The 17,341-nt window shown below is 35.1% G+C and carries 14 protein-coding genes and 2 pseudogenes; 8 read left to right on the top strand and 8 right to left on the bottom strand.

The window, feature by feature from the left end; translation table 11 throughout:
• The first annotated feature begins 66 nt into the window (after positions 1 to 66).
• Positions 67 to 1,962, top strand: a complete 1,896-nt coding sequence (locus LEP1GSC059_RS08245; protein ID WP_017213903.1) for an ABC-F family ATP-binding cassette domain-containing protein — start codon at positions 67 to 69, stop codon at positions 1,960 to 1,962.
• Positions 1,963 to 2,427: 465 nt separating this feature from the next.
• Complete coding sequence (locus tag LEP1GSC059_RS08250; RefSeq protein ID WP_002178260.1) at positions 2,428 to 2,763, top strand: rhodanese-like domain-containing protein; 336 nt, start codon at positions 2,428 to 2,430, stop codon at positions 2,761 to 2,763.
• Between the two features lie 466 nt (positions 2,764 to 3,229).
• On the opposite strand, the pseudogene LEP1GSC059_RS24150 reads toward LEP1GSC059_RS08250, so the two are convergent.
• The 4 genes and pseudogenes from LEP1GSC059_RS24150 to LEP1GSC059_RS08275 form a co-directional block, all read right to left on the bottom strand.
• Positions 3,230 to 3,739, bottom strand: a pseudogene (locus LEP1GSC059_RS24150) (transposase family protein).
• Complete coding sequence (locus tag LEP1GSC059_RS08260) at positions 3,651 to 4,139, bottom strand: helix-turn-helix domain-containing protein (protein WP_020980605.1); 489 nt, start codon at positions 4,137 to 4,139, stop codon at positions 3,651 to 3,653. Before LEP1GSC059_RS08260 ends, LEP1GSC059_RS24150 begins: the two are co-directional and overlap by 89 nt.
• A 97-nt stretch (positions 4,140 to 4,236) precedes the next feature.
• Positions 4,237 to 4,773 (bottom strand): imm11 family protein, encoded by a 537-nt coding sequence (locus tag LEP1GSC059_RS24655; protein ID WP_017213905.1) that lies wholly within the window; start codon positions 4,771 to 4,773, stop codon positions 4,237 to 4,239.
• Positions 4,774 to 5,257: 484 nt separating this feature from the next.
• On the bottom strand, positions 5,258 to 5,869 hold the full coding sequence (locus tag LEP1GSC059_RS08275; RefSeq protein ID WP_002178265.1) for a TetR/AcrR family transcriptional regulator: 612 nt from the start codon (positions 5,867 to 5,869) through the stop codon (positions 5,258 to 5,260).
• 979 nt (positions 5,870 to 6,848) lie between these two features.
• On the opposite strand from LEP1GSC059_RS08275, the gene LEP1GSC059_RS08280 reads away from it, so the two are divergent.
• Positions 6,849 to 8,030, top strand: coding sequence for an acetyl-CoA C-acetyltransferase (locus LEP1GSC059_RS08280; RefSeq protein ID WP_002178262.1), 1,182 nt, complete (start codon positions 6,849 to 6,851; stop codon positions 8,028 to 8,030).
• 280 nt (positions 8,031 to 8,310) lie between these two features.
• Here the strand turns inward: LEP1GSC059_RS08280 and LEP1GSC059_RS08285 are convergent, their stop codons facing one another.
• Complete coding sequence (locus LEP1GSC059_RS08285; protein ID WP_020980588.1) at positions 8,311 to 9,642, bottom strand: peptidoglycan recognition protein family protein; 1,332 nt, start codon at positions 9,640 to 9,642, stop codon at positions 8,311 to 8,313.
• Entirely contained in the window at positions 9,639 to 10,220 is a 582-nt protein-coding gene (locus LEP1GSC059_RS08290; protein ID WP_017213907.1) for a hypothetical protein, read from the bottom strand. Before LEP1GSC059_RS08290 ends, LEP1GSC059_RS08285 begins: the two co-directional genes overlap by 4 nt.
• 109 nt (positions 10,221 to 10,329) lie before the next feature.
• Here LEP1GSC059_RS08290 and LEP1GSC059_RS22965 point away from each other — a divergent pair, with 109 nt between their 5' ends.
• Complete coding sequence (locus tag LEP1GSC059_RS22965) at positions 10,330 to 10,482, top strand: hypothetical protein (RefSeq protein ID WP_002149550.1); 153 nt, start codon at positions 10,330 to 10,332, stop codon at positions 10,480 to 10,482.
• A 160-nt stretch (positions 10,483 to 10,642) separates the two neighbouring features.
• Here the strand turns inward: LEP1GSC059_RS22965 and LEP1GSC059_RS08295 are convergent, their stop codons facing one another.
• Entirely contained in the window at positions 10,643 to 11,452 is an 810-nt protein-coding gene (locus LEP1GSC059_RS08295; RefSeq protein WP_020980609.1) for a tetratricopeptide repeat protein, read from the bottom strand.
• Positions 11,453 to 11,561: 109 nt separating this feature from the next.
• Here LEP1GSC059_RS08295 and ribH point away from each other — a divergent pair, with 109 nt between their 5' ends.
• Genes ribH through LEP1GSC059_RS08315 form a run of 4 tightly spaced genes read left to right on the top strand, consistent with a single transcriptional unit; the run spans position 11,562 to position 15,830 of the window.
• Complete coding sequence (ribH, locus tag LEP1GSC059_RS08300) at positions 11,562 to 12,017, top strand: 6,7-dimethyl-8-ribityllumazine synthase (protein WP_002178264.1); 456 nt, start codon at positions 11,562 to 11,564, stop codon at positions 12,015 to 12,017.
• Complete coding sequence (gene nusB, locus LEP1GSC059_RS08305) at positions 12,018 to 12,434, top strand: transcription antitermination factor NusB (RefSeq protein ID WP_004451044.1); 417 nt, start codon at positions 12,018 to 12,020, stop codon at positions 12,432 to 12,434.
• Positions 12,427 to 14,493: a tetratricopeptide repeat protein gene (locus tag LEP1GSC059_RS08310; RefSeq protein WP_017213909.1), complete on the top strand. Its 2,067-nt coding sequence runs from the start codon at positions 12,427 to 12,429 to the stop codon at positions 14,491 to 14,493. The genes nusB and LEP1GSC059_RS08310 overlap by 8 nt, the downstream gene beginning before the upstream one ends.
• A 20-nt stretch (positions 14,494 to 14,513) precedes the next feature.
• Complete coding sequence (locus tag LEP1GSC059_RS08315) at positions 14,514 to 15,830, top strand: HEAT repeat domain-containing protein (protein WP_017213910.1); 1,317 nt, start codon at positions 14,514 to 14,516, stop codon at positions 15,828 to 15,830.
• Positions 15,831 to 16,435: 605 nt separating this feature from the next.
• On the opposite strand, the pseudogene LEP1GSC059_RS24155 reads toward LEP1GSC059_RS08315, so the two are convergent.
• A pseudogene (locus LEP1GSC059_RS24155) lies at positions 16,436 to 17,276 on the bottom strand (hypothetical protein).
• Positions 17,277 to 17,341 lie beyond the last annotated feature (65 nt).

Raw genomic sequence — 17,341 nt, forward strand, 5'->3', positions numbered from 1 at the left:
TTTTTCCTAATATTTCTATCCTTGCTTCAATTCATCGACATAAAACATCAGTACGGTTCTAACGTATTGTTTAACGGATTTTCCTGGCATATCAAACCGGGTTCCCGCGTTTGTCTTGTGGGTCCAAACGGTTCCGGTAAGTCGACTTTGTTTAGGATTGCGGAGGGAAAATTTATTCCGGATGAAGGAAGTGTAGCAAAATCCAAAAACACCGAAATTTCAGTATTCCAACAAATTCCAGAATTTAATCCTGAAGCATCTGTCATCGATACTGCATTAGAAAAACATAAACATTATCGGGAATATTCAGAACGTTTGAAAGAAATCAATCGTAAGTTTGATCTTGTTTCTCATGATTCGAAGGAATTTACTGCAGTTCTGGATGAACAAAGTAATTTGGAAGAATATGCGTTTACATATGAAGTACACGAACTAGAATCCAAAGCTCGCAAGGTTTTAAGCGGATTAGGATTTTCTAATGTTCAGATGGAAATGAAAGTCCGGGAATTTTCTCCGGGTTATCAACATCGTCTTGGTCTAGCGATCACTCTTTTAAATCCTGGCAATTTATTACTGTTAGACGAACCTACCAATCATTTAGACAATACTTCTAAAGAATGGTTGGCGGATTATCTTAATTCTACCGGTCAATCTTTTGTACTCGTAACTCACGATCCAGAATTTTTGAATGCAACTTGTGATACGATTGCGGAACTTTCATCTTCCGACGTTATAGAATTTCGAGGAACCTTAGAGGAATATTTTGAACATAAAAATGAACTTCAAGAAAAACTTAGGGCTCAGTTTCGAAAGGAAGAAACTTATCTCAAAAAAAGAATGGAATGGATTGAACGTTTTCGCGCAAAGGCTTCTAAAGCGAAACAAGTTCAATCTGCGATCAAAAAACTTGAAAAAAGAGATAAGGTGGAGACGCCTGAAGAATCCTTTTGGGATTCCAAATCGGATTATCATTTTAATTTTATATCTTCCGGAAAAATTATTGCGAGAATTGAAAACGGAGCTTTTTCTTACTCGGGTAAAACTCCATTTATTTTCAGTGGAACTAATCTGGAAATTTCAGCAGGTGATAAGATTGCAGTCGTAGGTCCTAACGGTGCCGGAAAATCCACGTTCCTTCGTTGTTTATTAGAAATTCATAAATTAACTTCTGGTAAAATTTATTACGGACCTAAAACAAAAATTGGTTATTTTTCGCAAAATCACCACGAAGAATTGGATTCTTCTAAAAATCTGATTCAAACTGTTATATCTGCTTATCCGGATCTTTCGGAACAACAAGCTAGAAGTCTTTTGGGTTATTTTTCCTTTTCGGACGATTCTGTTTATAAACAAACCGGTCTTCTTTCGGGTGGAGAACAAAGCCGTCTTCGTCTTGCAATGCTTGTTCGTTTTCCTGCTAATGCTATTTTTTTGGACGAACCTACCAACCATTTGGATTTGGTGGTTCGGGACAATTTACTTAGAGCGTTGATAGAATATGAAGGTTCTCTTCTAATCATTTCTCACGATCCAGAATTTTTAAGAAATCTTTGTAATCGCACTATTTCTGTGGATAAAGGGCAAATCCGAGATTTTAACTGCACGTTTGCGGATTATTTGAAATACAATCTGCAAGAGACCATACCTTCGAAGCTACAACCTGAAAGTTCGGTTTCTAAAAAAGAAGAAATCGGGCAAACGCGTTCTAAGAAAAATTCAGATAAAAACAGAATCAAAAAGGTTCAGAAAGATTTAGAGCAACTGGAAACTAAGATTGAACTTTTAGAAAAGTCAAAAAAGAATTTGGAAGAAGTTTTAGCCGATCCCGACTTTTTTAAGAATCGTAGTTATCAATTAGAATTGGATAATTTGAACGAAACCCGAAACGAAATTATACGTCTGACTTCGGAATGGGAATCACTCCAATTAGAATTGGAAGAACTTTCTGGAACTTTAAATTAGGAATTACTAAAGTAAACTTTTATAAAATCAAATTTTGTCCGGAATTGTTTTTTTACGATTGCTAAATCAAAAAATCGCCAATATGCTTTTAAAGATTACTACAAGTCGTCTCAAAAATATCTTAGACTAATTGGAATAGGCATTTTAAACAAAGATAACGTATTTTTGAGATGACTTGTAGTAACTATCTAAACTATTCTTTAACGTTGTTTCTAGATTCTTTTTATTCCAAAATAGAGACATTTGCGAGAACTTCTATATTATTGTTTGTTTTGACACTGTCTTTATGCTTAGGAAATTATTAAAACGATCAGAGTTGTCTAAAAATTTATTTTTCTTTTTGTGAAAATAAAATAATTTGTTCGCTTTAATAGGGGATATGAATTTTTTTAAGTTTGTTTGACCAAATAGAAAAGCAAATTTATTTAGTTTTATATTCTATTTTTATAATGAGGAAGATTGTGTATGACACCAAAAGAGCTAAAGTCTCGATTGGATCTGAGAGAAACAGCAAAAGATTCGTTTTATCTTTTGGATGTAAGAAATCCTAACGAAGTGGATATTTGTACGATCAAAGGGACAGATCTTTTAATTCCGGTTGGAGAACTTTCCAATAGGTTTGCTGAGATCGATTCTTGGAAACAATCGGGTAAAGATGTGATTGTATATTGTCGCTCCGGTGGACGTTCCGCAATGGCCTGTGAAATGTTAAAACAGTTCGGCTTTTCAAAAGTGTATAATGTGGAAGGTGGGATTTTGCTTTATTCGGATGAAGTTGATTCTTCTATTATGAAATACTAATATAATTTGCATTTGATTGTAGAAAGTTATGTAATTTTAAAATTGTAATAGTTTTTTATATCTAATTTTTATATGAAAATTTGATTAGACAATTATCCTTTTGGGATTTTATAGAGTTCCTTTTAGGTATTTTTTAAAGTTTTGAACTAAACTTTTAGAAACTTGTTCGTTATCGCCAATGATACGTAACCTGTGGGAATTACTATGTTTTTAAAAACTAAAAATTAATTATCTCTACAAATGAATGTAAGAGCTCCTACTACATTAAAAGTTATAAAATACATGTCATATTTTTCAAGTGTTCCGACAAGAATGGGTCTTTTTACTTGGAAAAAATATGTTTTTTTGATAGAGAGAAGTCTCTCAAACTCAGCGTCTTGTTTCTATTGGCGCTCGACAAATGGGTATAAGTTTTACAGAGGATTTGTCGTAATTCCGACAGATTTATATTAGAGTTGTTGAAAAATTAGTAATTAAAACGTTTATTAAAAAATAAATGAAGGTTCCAAAGCCCTGCGGCTAAAACAAAAACGAGATGTTTAAAGTCTTTTCTAAAACATCTAATGACATCCGATGTAATTCTAAATCTTTTAATACCGGCAAAAGCATTTTCTACGAAAATCCTTTTTTTACTAATTCTTGTATTCTTTGCTTTTTGTGTAGCGGTAAGTTCTCTTTTCTTAGGTTTCTTTTTCGGTTTGATAATATTCACTTTTTTTGATGTCTATTCAATTCCTTCAAAACCGGAGTCAAGGATACATACCACATCTTTAGGAATCGCAGAAGTAATCATCGTATTCTCCGCAACTTTAAGATCGTGCGTTTTACCAGATATCGTGTTCGATAAGAATAAGATTGCTTTATCTTTACTTGTCAAAATTAAGTTTTTAATCGTATGTCTTTTCTTTTTTCCTAGAGTAGAATTCTTTTTGTAAATCCTTACCTGTTGGCCTTCTGATGGGCCTTTCTGTTCCATCTATGATTACATACTTCAGTTTTTTTAACTTCTTCAACTTTTTTTTGAGATCGGAAATTTCATTTGCGGGAAGAGTATTCATTGAACCAAGTGAAAGAAATAAAACTTCCGCCAAAAGCTTTACCAACTTACAAGCAGTAGTCCTATCCATTTTAAATACCGCTCCCAAGACGTCGTAGGTCGGATAAGTTTTTAGATAAAAAAGAATAAAAAATAAATTCTCTTCTATATCCTGTAAGATTGATTTTCTACCTTTGGTAAAATTATGTTTTATTTCTTCTTTCAAAGATAAATACGCAAGGCCAAAGGGTACGCAGAGTGTTTTGAATTCTTGATGGGAGACACCAAGCAAGGCTTGCGACATTCTAAGATTCTTTAAAACTTTTTCTTTCGATATCATTACACATAGAGTTGTATCTTCAGGTATCGGTACAAGAATTTTACCAATTTTTCAACAACTCTATTATTTAAATGAGAACCAGCATAATTGCTTTTATTCAAACTCCATCATATTCTTGTGTCGGTTGCAGAAGTAATGCTTTAAAATCCCATTTTCGTAAGTAATTGGCCACGGCTTCGGTTACAACGAGTAATCCGGGACCATCTACAAGTCTAAAACTTTTTAAATCGTCTACTTTTTCAGACGAGATGACAATGGATTTAAATTTTCTAAGAGCATTAGGCGTAAACAGCGATTTTTCTCGATCGATCGCATCGATTTCACCGATAAAGTTTACGGCGCTGAAATTATGATATTTTTCACCAGTGTCCACTCTACGTAAGGTCATTGGATAGGAGTCGAAATTTTTGACTCCTATTTCACTGAATGCTTGAATAAGTTTATCCGACATCACTGTCCAGCTCGTATCGAAGAAATCCGCCAGTTCAGTGCCGTACTCAGGATCGAGATCAAGTGTCCGTTGAGATATTGGTTCGGAAAATTTTTTACCAGAGATCCAGATACGATCCGTTGGAGTAACGATCTCTAAAGTGTTTGTCTCTTCGAAAAGGTTTTGTCGGCAAAAGTAGTACATATTCTAGATGCATAAACTATACAAGTGTCCTTTAAGTTTTTGTAAATCGATTTATCAGGTTTTATAATTTGTTGGATTTTACTTTATTCTAAAAGTGCATTTCAAAACCTTCTTGAAAAAATTAAAAATGAATATAAATCTCACAATTTAAAACGTAGTAAGGATCATTTTTTCGGTTTTACATTTCCAATTGAATTAGAGTTCTGAAAGATTTTGTTTTATTAGAATATTTCTGCAATTTGCTGATCGAAATAATATTAGAGTTGTTGAAAAATTTCATAGTGACGATCAATAAAACTGCTTCAATCGACCGTTTCCATAAAACAGAAACTAAGTGGCGATTCATTTTTCAACAACTCGATTATTAATTTTAAGTATGGTCTTTACTTTTTTAAATACACATTGTTGTTATTCGGATAAAACTTTTCGGAATTATATTCGAAAATCTAGAATTACTTTTATAATTTTAGAGTTATCTGAAAATTCATTCCTCTAAAAGAATTTTTTGGAAATATAAAAAACCTTCGGTTAACGGATCGTCTTTTCCTCCACGACGACGTTTTAGCATATTCGTAAGATCTAATACCATCAATCCATACATCCAGGCCCACATCATTCTTGCGATTGCTGGATATTCTGATTTAGGTAGTTTGAATTCTTGGCTGGCACAACCGTTTCGTATGGTTTCTAAAAATACTCTATAACTGGTAGGTAAACTTGGGAATGCCTTTCGGTGCATGTGTCCATGAACTGTATTAAACATTACTTTATGTAATTCTTTATTGTTTAAGGAAAAATCCCAATAAGCCCGTGCGATTCCCGCCAACTGTTCGAACGCGTTTTTTCCATTTTTCTGCGCGTTCCGTAAAAGTTGAGTTAATTCGGTTTCTCCTTTAGCAATCAGTACTTGTATAATTTCTTCCTGACTTTTGAAATGAGAATACGGACTTGCTACGCTGCAGTCCAATTTTTCGGCGATCTTTCTCATGGAAAGTCCGTCGATTCCTTTTTCTTGAAGGATTTCCATTGCAACTTGTACGATATTTTCTCTGTTTAAACTGTTTCTAGATCTTCTCTTATGCCGCGCCACTGTCATTTTTTAGGTTTTACTCTATCAAGTTATGAATCGTTAAATGTCTTTTTTATATTTGTAGTCTTTTTTATTCAATTCTACTTTATTAAAAAAATCAAACGAATAACAATAACTTGCTATTACGTTTTGATTCTTTCGTAAATTCCAATTTGTAATTTGTAATTTGTGTTTTCTGAAGTCGTATTTATGAGTTTCGTTTGGTTTTTTCGAGATGAAAAAATAGGCGGCTTTAATTTTATTCTACTTCTTGTGCTTGAAAGCAAAACCATTTATATTTAAAGAAAGTTTTGAAAAAAATCGAAATTTTTTTAAGGACTTAGAGGAATGTTTTCTTTTATCGTTTGATAGGTGGAAAAAACTGTGAAAATGAAATTTGTGGGAACTACCCAGATTTCAATTTTCTTACAAGACGGTTTCCAAAAAAATCGTAGGAGCTACTTCCATCACATTTTTCTGATGATTCTAAGATCGCTTGTAGTCTTTTTCTTGAGCGGAAATGAGGAAAAAATTCTTAGGAATGAAAAAATAAAGGTATGATTTTTGTTTTTAGCAAAATGTCGATTTTACACTGGGTGTTCTAGAAAAAACGGGTTTATCTGGATCTAAAGTAGGAAATCAAACTAAGGTTTAATTTTTGCGTAGCGGAAATTAGTTTTTTAGAGTAGTAATTTTGACCGAAGTTTTTGTTACGACAAAAATTCTTTATTTCAAAAATTTAGGATGAATCTTTAGAAACGTGATGGATTAAGATGGAAGAAACTCGGAAAAATGAAGTAATCATCTAAGATAGATTAGGTGAATTTTAAAGTGAAAATTTATACAACCCATTTGAACTTTTGTTATCATTTCAAATAAAATTGATTCTATACAAAATGAAATAAGTTATAAAAGTATTATGTTTTTATACTTACAATTTTTGTGGCGATCGATATTTTTTATATGGAATTTTAAAATTAGAATATTATAATTATTAGGAGTAATTATGGAAGAGGCGGTTATACTGGATGGGATTAGAACTCCGTTCGGAAATTTCGGAGGAACCTTAAAAGATTTAAGTGCGGTCGATCTGGGAGTTTTGGCTTCTAAGGCTATTTTGGAGAAAACGGGAGTTTCTCCGGACGCGATTGGAGAATCGATTTTTGGAAACGTAATTCCTACTGGAAAAGAGGCAATTTATCTTGCACGTCATATCGGTCTGAAAACGGGTCTCCCTTTAGTAGTTCCCGCTTTGACTCTCAATCGTCTTTGTGGTTCTGGCATGGAAGCTATTATCCAAGCAGCAAAAAAGATTTATCTAGGTGATGCGGACGCGGTTCTTGCGGGTGGGGTGGAATCGATGAGCAATGCTCCTTACGTTGTGCGTAACGCACGTTGGGGAGTTCGTTACGGTTCAGCAGAATTTGAGGATACTTTAGAACAAGGTCTTACCGATCAATATGTAGGTTTGATCATGGGTCAGACCGCTGAAAACCTTGCTGATCAGTATAAAATTTCCAGACAAGAACAGGATGAATGGGCAGGGATCTCTCAAACGCGTGCCGAAAAAGCTACTTTGGAAGGACGTCTCAAAGAAGAAATTTTTGCCGTTACGATTCCGGGTAAAAAACCTGTTATATTAGAAAAAGATGAATTTATTAAGGGTGCCGCTGGTGTTGATAAACTGGGAACTCTAAAAGCGGTTTTTAGAGAAGGTGGAACCGTAACTGCTGGAAACGCTTCTGGTTTAAACGACGGTGCTGCTGCTACAATCGTGGCTTCTTCCTCTTATGCTAAGAAGTTAGGTAAAAAACCTTTGGCGATTATCCGAGGTTATGGTCACGCCGGTTGTGATCCTGCTAAAATGGGGATTGGTCCGGCGCTTGCGATTCCGGCTGCTTTAAAAAAAGCGGGTCTTAAACTTTCGGATATGAGTTTAGTGGAAGTAAATGAAGCTTTTGCAGCTCAATATCTTGCGGTTCAAAAAGAACTAGGACTCAATCCGGAGATTACCAATGTAAATGGTGGTGCTGTAGCGATCGGACATCCTTTAGGAGCTTCCGGCGCCAGAGTTACGATTACACTGGCGTACGAACTCAAAAGAAGAAAAGCGAAATACGGAGTTGCTTCCCTTTGTATTGGAGGTGGTCAGGGAATTGCGCTCGTTTTGGAAAATCCAGAAGTATAATTAATATTTCGTATAACGTTTTGCAAGGCTCGAAAAGAGCCTTGTTGTTTATGTCTTGAGAGTAGGTGAGATTTTTTTGTAAGAACTTTACACTCAGACGGATTGTGAATGCTTAAACCAAAACTTAAATTACGTAGTCTTCGATTGGTAGAGATGGTTTTAATTGAATATTAGAATTATTTAAAAATGAATTCTGTTTTTATTTTTTGGGAACGCTAGATTGAAGTAGTTTTGTTAATTCGCCACTATGGAATTTTTCAACAACTCTATGATCGATTTGTTATGGTTGAAAATCAGTAAATAAAAGAATCCAATTTTCGCTTTGTCTATCGAACCAGTTTTCTTCCGGATAATAAATTCCACCAGCTTGATCTAAAATTTCTTTCATATAAGGTTCGCCAGGATCAAAGTCTTTTCCATCAAGATAAATGGAACCTCCCCATTTTTTCTTGGCTTGTGTGTGAGAATATACACCCCGTAAGGATTCTATACGTTCATTGTTAAGAGGAATCTTATATTTTTCGGAAAGTTCTTTTACGAGATGAACCACCGCTTTGGTCTGTTCCTTATTGGCTAAAAGCATTTCCGTATCTTTTCCTACAATTTCCACTTGAAAACAGTTTGAATTTGTTCCAGCCGCTGCTGCCGCAACGTCTAAGATGGAATCTAAGAGTTGATAAACTTTTCCATCTTGGTCTGCAAGAAACGTAGCGGATAAATTCCGTTTTTCTAATACGTCTAAAGTTTTTTGATAATCAGGAATTGCAGTAAAGTGTAACACGATACAATCGGGAGAAATCGATCCACGATGATTATAACGAAGCCTTTTTTCTTCAGGGGCTTTTCCATCGGATGTTTTTTCGACTGAATTTAATTCTATGGTTGGAGCGGATGTTGTACCTCTGCCTCGGTTGTATGTCTGAACAATTTTTTTGCCGGATGAATCCGTAAATTTTTCCTTGCGAATTACCCAACCAGAGGCAAACCGATCTTTCCATTCTATTTCTGGAAAAAATTTTCCTTGGAGTTTTAAAAGAACGGAAGATAACACTTTTTCACTTCCACATTCTCCGGTATCTAAAAAACGGCCGAATTTTTTCTTACTCTGAGTGTGTGTAAAAATTCCTTTTTTTGAAGCAATATCATAGTTGTTTAGAGGAATTGAATGTTCTTTTGAAAGAGTTTCAACCAGATTGACAAGAGATTTTAACTGAACCTCATTTTTTAAAATGGAATCTTCGTTTCCTTCCCAAGAAACGTGGATTGTGCTTTCGTCCATTCCAGGCGCGGCTTTGTAAAGTATTTTAGAAGGTTCTTTTACTCCGTATATACTTCCGTTTTCAAGAACGATAAAATGTATCATCCATCCTGAAGATCTGCTTTTGTCTAGATATTCTACCGCCTTTAAACCATAAGTATGATGTAAAAGAATCGATTTGACCCCAAAGAACCAACGTTTTGTACCGATTGATCTGAGAGAATCTTTACCAATTCCTAAAGTCAAAAAAGGAAGCACTTGATTGGAACTTAACACTTCCGATTCTTTTGTTGGAAAGGAACAATTTAATATAAGTATGAATATCGCTAATTTGGAAAAAAAAATATTTTTCATCTCGATACCTTATCTCGAAGACGAGTTAAATCTTCTCTTAGTTTTTCAAGGGTTTTGGAAAGTTTTCTATGGCGATTAATTATTTCTGAATATTCATAAATTTTAAATTTTATCCCGTCTTTTTTTTGGTCCTCCTCTGGAGTGATAGGGATTGATTTAAAAATTTCGGAAGATGTTTCGAACTCCCGAGTGAGTTTTAGATATTCTGTCGAACAAGCGGAAAAAAATTCTGGAGAAAGATTTTGTCTGGAAGTTTCTATCTGTTTTCCGAGAGATTCTGTTGCCGTTTTTAAAAACGAAAAAAGGGATTGGTTGTCTTGAACCAGTTCGTTCAGAGATTCTTGAAGATGGATTTCAGTTTTACTTTTAGAATGAAGGATTCCTCTTTTTGCCTTCCAGTAAATCAGATAAATTAGAATTACGGATGTGATAAAAATAAAAGAGAATAGGAAAAAGGTTCTTTTTTGGTAGATCCATTCCAAAGTTTCCCATTGGAACAAATCGGGAGAATAGGTCGCTAAAGCTAAACCGATTAAAATCATTCCTGTGGAAAAGTAATAGAATATACGAATCGCCATTCCGTTTCATAACACATCTATAGGTCATACTTGTCAAGGAACCTTCTGGTCTTAGGAAAACTCTTACATAAGTTAAGATTCTACTTCTATTTTTCCGATATTCAAAGAGATGCAAGAACCTACTCTAAAACCGAATTTTCAATCTAAGGTAGTAAATTTCGGTCTTTATAAAATCAAAAAAGCCCTTAAGGAAGAAGGATTTGAAGTCGTGGAAAAACCCAACGGAAAAATCGTTTTAGTAATTCGAGTTGGGAAAAAATGATATGTAGGTTTTATCGTTTCAAATTTTCAAGAAAATTTACAACCTTCGGTGATTGATAAAGTAGCAGTTTCTACATTTTCTGAATTTATTTGTAAAATCCGGATTTATGTTAGTTTCCACAAGTTCAAGATTTTATAATATTCTTATTTTTTAATTCCGTTTACATTGCGTCCGGATCTACATCTGGAAGTTCTACTACTTCTTCTTTTTGGGGCTCAGGTTTTAAAAATTCTCCACATTTCTCTTTGAGTTGGTCGTGTATTTTCCACTTGTCTCCGGCGAGAGGCATAACTCTGAGATAAAGTCTATAGTTTCGGATAGAACCTCTACAATAGCCTCCTTTCAAATACAATTGACCGAGTAGTTTTCTGGCTGCGGGATGTGCCGGTTCTAATTCGATCACTTGATTGGCAAGTCTAACTGCTTTATCCGGGTTATTTGCTACAAGTTTTCTTGCTTCTTCCCAGGCCGGAAGAGTTTCCTTTTCGTACTTTCTATAAAGATCCGTATTCCCCATTTGAAACAGACGAAAGATGATCGCGTCTTCTTTTCCGTTTCGACAAATTCCGTACCAAACGTCCTCTTCTTTTTCGGTAATTCGGTTGGCTCTGATTCCTGCAAGTCTGGAACCGTCTATACAACCTGTGGCTTCAAAAAGATCTTTCATTGCTTGTGGAGAAGTTGCCAGAATTCTTCTGGTTTTGTTTTCAAAACTTGCGATCTCGTCTTCCGGAAGAGAATCTTCCGGGTTTGGAAGATCTTGTAAGCCGGATAAAACTCTTAACTTGATGTTAGATTCTAACACCCATTCTGGCAAGTTGAGGGATTTTAAAAATTCATCTTCTTTTGGAAAAATTCTCCGATAGGCGGAACATTCCGAAAGAAAAAGAAAAAAGAAAAATAAAAAGAATAATCGAATACAATAGGTGAAATAAAAGCCGGAGAGAATTTTTCGAATCATCGATAACAAGAGATTTATCCTTGACTATAATATTAGGACAAAATGTTCTAATATAGATATTTTAATTTACCACAATGGTAAGATGTGATTTCTCAACAATAGAATCAATCAGGAATCTATGATCCAAGAACTCAAAGCAGATCTAAACGGAAAGGGACAAAAACACTGTGTAATCGTTTCTCGTTTTAATGAATTTATCACGGAAAGTCTACTGAAAGGAGCACTTGAGTCGTTTCGGATGCACGGAGTTGAAGACGTGACCGTGGTGCGAGTTCCAGGTGCCTACGAGATGCCAGTGGTGGTTTCTAAAGCGGCCGTTTCTAAAAAATACGATTCTATCGTTTGTTTGGGTGCGGTGATCCGAGGTGCAACTGCTCATTTCGATTTAGTAGCGGGAGAATCCGCAAAGATTGGATCGATTGGAGTTCAATATTCCATTCCTGTCATTTTTGGAGTTTTGACCACAGATACAATTGAACAAGCGATTGAAAGAGCGGGAACCAAGGCAGGAAATAAGGGTGCGGAAGCCGCAGCCACCGCCGTTGAAATGGTAAACCTGCTTTCCCTTCTTTGAATGTCAGCCAGACGTACTTCCAGAGAAATCGCCGTAATGGCACTTTACCAATTGGAACTGACTCAACCTCCTTTAAAAGAGGTTCTCAAGTTTAAATGGTACGATAAAAAAACGGAACCTGAAGAAAGGGATTTTGCCATTTCTATCGTAAATGGGGTTGTGAAAAATCAAGAACAGATCGATACTCTAATTAAGAAATACTCCAAAAATTGGGACTTTTCAAGAATCAGTATCGTAAACAAAGCGATTCTACGTTTGTCTATATACGCGTTGTTATATACCTGGGAAGTTCCAAAGAATGTTACGATCGATGAAGCGGTAGAACTTACAAAAGAATTTGAAAGTGAAGAATCTGCTCGGTTTGTAAACGGAGTCTTAGACGCAATTCTCAAAAACGAAATCAAATCCGATGGATAAAGAAATCCAAAAAAACAGGTTGTTTTTAGAGGGAATCGAGGAAGAAGAATTTTATTTCCCGGAAGACAAAGAGCCGGTTCGGATTCGCAGATCGTATAATAAACTTATCATATTCTGGATTTTGATGGGCCTTTTTGTATTGGGGGGAATTGGTTTCGCCGTTTATCATCAATTTTTCCGTACTTCTTCCACCGGTTCCGAGCTTGCAGGTGCTTTTAATAAGGATCTGATCCAAAATAAGTCAGACATAAATCGTTTATTAGAAAGACCTTATGTACCTGACGGGAACGCAAACCCAGCGCTTACAAAATGTATCAATCTTTATAAAGAAAGATTTACCAGGCAAGCATTTGATACTTGTAATGAATTTTTAGATTCTACAGGAACTCAGGAAGAGAAGTCGATCGCATTGACTGTGTTAGGTGTAATTCACGACGAGAGCGGGCGTTATCCGCAAGCGATCGAAAGACTTCAAAAAGCAATTCAATACGATCCTAAAAATTTTTACGCATATTACAATCTCACTCTATCTTACAAACACGCTGGAAGATTTGCAGACGCTCGAATGGCTGCTCTGAAAGCGAAAGAGATTGCACCTAACGATCCTAGGGTTTCGTTACTCGCCGGAAATCTATTTAACGAGCTGAACGATCCGGACGCTGCAATTGACGCATATAAAGAGGGTTTGTCAACTTCTCCGGACGATATGTATCTAACTTACAACTTAGGAGTCAGTTACTTTAAAAAAGGCGAAATTCCGCAAGCAGAAGAAGAATTTAAGAAAGTTGTAATGAAAACTCCATCCGGAAGATTAGCTGCGTTATCTCATTCTTATTTGGGAAATATTGCTTATAATAAACAGGATTATAAAAATGCGGAATATTATTTCCGACAAGCGAGTAACCTTTCGCCTAACGAAGCAAAGTATCTTTATAATCTCGCTATAGTTTTACAAAAAAATGGAAATAAAGAAGAGGCTCTAAAATATCTAGAACTTGCTAGAGACGCAGGCGCGAATGATCCCGAAATTTATAGATTGATCGCAGAAGGATTTTCCAGTCTGAATCAGGAAGAAATGTCCATTTCGGCACTTCAAAAAAGTCTAAAATACAATCCAACGAATGTGGATGCGCTCTTTCAACTTGCGGAGGTATATTATAACAAAGGAGATTTACTTTCTGCGGAAGAAACTTATCGTAGGATCGTATCTTCCACTCCAGGAGATAGTTTTACTGAAACCGCTCTGATTAACTTGGGAGTCGTTTTAGATCAGATGGAACGTTATGGAGAAGCGGTTGCGACTTTAAATCGTGTGATAGAACTTAATCCTAAAAACGCGAAGGTATATCATACATTAGGAATTGTTTATAAACATTCTGGAAATGGAACACTTGCAATAGAAAACTGGAGAAAGTCAACGGCGATAGAACCGGAAAACATACAAAGCCGTGAAGCTCTCGGAGACTATCTACTGGAAAATAAATTTTTTCGGGAAGCCGTGGAAGAATATACAGGATTAGTAAAACATAAAGACGACGCTTACAAAGTATATCTCAAAATGGCGGAAGCCTATATGGGAATGCAGGACGATTCCAATGCCGAAAAAATTCTATTGAAAGTATTGAACTCTTCAAGAGATGGCGCAGATTTGAAGAACGCACATAAAAAATTGGCACTGTTATACAATAAGTCCAAGGATCCAGATTTAAAAAACAGAGCTAAAGACGAGGCTTTTCGTTCTGCACATATGGATCCGAACGATATGGAAGGTAGGTTGGTACTTGCGAAAATTCTAATAGATTCTAATTCAATTTTGGATCGAGAGAAGGCTATTGATGAATTGACTGCGATTGTGAGATCCGACGTGAGACCTAAAACGGCAGCGACTGCTTATAATTATTTAGGGATTTGTTTTTATAAAAATGGGGAATTTAAAAGGGCGGTTCGGGCGTTTCAGAGTTCGATTGATTTAGATCCGTCTTTGTCCGAAGCCTATGAGAACAAGCGGGCAGCGTCCGCTGCGTTAGAAGAAAACACTCGCAGGGAGGGATATTTCTGAAAAATTACTTCTTAGCGTTTTTGATTTCATTCCTTTTTATAACTTCGATCCAAGCAGCCGAAACACCTAAAGACGAATTTAAAGAAAAAGTATTCAATTTTTCTAAATCACAAGCTACTGCGATTGCAGAGATACGAGCCAAAAACAGATTGGATCTCGTAAAAGAATTACCTAATATTTTTCAAAATGAATCTATTGAAGAAAAGGCTCAGATTGCAATTTTAAAACTATTTTCTGAATTAGAGGATTTGGACAACCTCGCGCCGAATTGGGTGGGGGTTTTAGACTTGGTCTTTCAAAATACGACTAACGTAAGTTTGAAAAAAGAAATTCTGTTATTGGCTGAGAAGAAAAAAGAAAAACGACTGATTTATTCGGTGATCGCGGCGTTTAGTGATCCTGAGACACAAGTAAGAACTCTAAGTTATCGACTGATGAATTTGTTGAAAGACGATAGAGCGTTACCGATTTTACTCGATATGTCTTTATCTAAAGATCCGGTACATAGAATGTATTTTTTGGAATCGTCTTTGATCATTAAGGACGAAAGGATTCAAAATCAGATTCATAAATTGGCAAATGATGAAAGTTCGGGAGTCAGAAAAAAATATCTCATAACAATCAATCGACTTGGAATGACTGAAAAATTTTCGCAGTTTCAAAAATCTGCCACCAGCGATCCTGACGATGACGTCAAGATGGTTGCATTAGAAATTCTTAAAAATAAAAAAATCCGTCAATATCTATCTTTGTTTTACAAAGGGCTTAACGATCCTAATCCGGATATACGAAGAATTTCTTTAGAAGCGTTATTGCTCTATCAAGATAAACAAGGAGCCAAAGCGGTATCAGACCAATTGATAAAGGAAGACAATTCTTTTTTAAAGGCGAGAATGATTGATCTATTGTTGGATCTTGGAAACAACGGAGGAGGGCAAGGAATTCTTGCGGTGTTGACTAATGCAGAAGAAACGGAGTTGAGAACAAAAGCGGCTTACGCGGTAGGGAAACTAGGAGCAAATACAACTGCGGTTGAACTTACAAAAATTCTATCAGAAGAAAAAGAGAATGCGGTCAAGTGGCAACTCATTCATTCTTTAGGAGAGCTTAAAGATAAAAATGCAGTACCTGCGTTACTCGTGCTTGCTAGAAATCCGAGAGAAAAACTAAATTTAAGAATTGAGGCAGTTAACACGATCCGAACGATCAATGATCCGGATAGTCTACCCTCTATCTTTGAAGCCTATGTATCCGAAAATGAACAAGCTCTTCGTACCGAATTAGAAAACACATTACGCGAAATTTTAAACCTAAAATTCCCGCCTAAAATTCCTTGAACATAAATAGAGTTGTTGAAAAACTCCATAGTGAGGTTTAATAAAACTGCTTCAATCGACCGTTTCCAGAAAACAAAAACTAAGTAGCGAATTAATTTTTCAACAACTCTAATATTTTTTTACCACCTAACTTAAGTTAGGCGCTTACGAAGTAAAAAATATTTTCTAATGGTAGTTCCTACAATCCATGTCTCCTCTGTGAAAGTTTAGCACTCCTAATGCTGGAATTTATAACTGGATGGGCGAGAAAAATTTGCTTTAGACTTTAATATAAGAACTTGTCTTAAAACCCAAAGAATTTTACGCGATCATTCTTTAGAAATTTTTAATAAAAAGTAGTTCCTACAAATTAAATCGTATTTGGTAATTTGTGAACTTTCGAGCAGTTTGAATCTTATTAAATTTTTATGGCAGTTCCCACATTGGACGGTTTTGTGACAAGTTCTAAATAAGTTCGATTCAATTTGTGGGAACTACCATAAACAGAAATCTAACACACGGTAAAATTTTCAAAATGTAGAAACTCTTACAAACTGAGATTTTACGATAAAACTTTAAACTGTGGGAGTTCATACTTTTAGAAAATTCTATCTAACGAATTCAATTTATTTTACGTTTATAAATTCTAGATCCTGTTTTTGAAACCAACCTAAATTATAGACATTGTTTTTTATGTAAGGAGAAGGAATCAAAACGAAATACCAATCAGACATTTCTTTATCGTTCAAACCGTTTGAAAGTGCAAAACCTTCAAAATTTGTATTGTATGAATCGATAATATTACCCTGAATTTTTTGATCTGAACAAGGATCTGGAATTTCTTTGTTGTCGATCACCAAGGCTGTTCTTAATTTCGCAGAACTTTTAGAAACTCTAAAACGTTTGAAATATTCGAGTTGTGTAGGCTGATGTAAAACTCCAGAATAAGAAACGGAAATTTGACTTTTAAGTTGATTGGAGTTGAAATCAAAATTAAGAATTTCTAAAGAACCATATTGAATACAACAACAAGAAGGAGTTTTTATAAAAAACGTCACAAATTTTTGAGAACGTTTAAAATCCACGATCATAGAGCAATTTGTAACCCTTAGAAGTGTTTAAATAAATTAGTACAAAATCCTGAGTAGGATATTCAGGATCATAAATTAAATCTAATTTGCCGTCTTGATTGAAATCGACTTGATGAAAGTTTTTAAGACGATTGGTTTGTTCGATTTCGTTAAATGTTTTTAAGACTTCGGATTTAGATCCTTTATTGATTTTGTTTTTGAGAAGATTGAAATCAATTTGAGTTTCTAGGTTTTTCCAATGAACTCTATGATCTTTTTGAATATGTTTTAGAATTTCACTCGTTTGTTCTAAATCTAATTTCCAATTTTCACCAAACAAAGAAATAGAAACAAAAAAGAAAATAGTCGCTATAATTGGAAAGATATAAAAATACATTCAAACCTCTTTACGATAGATTTTACAGAGTTTTTAAAACTGTTTGAAAAAATAAAACGAAATCA

This window comes from Leptospira noguchii serovar Panama str. CZ214, from assembly GCF_000306255.2.
Lineage (GTDB): Bacteria > Spirochaetota > Leptospiria > Leptospirales > Leptospiraceae > Leptospira > Leptospira noguchii.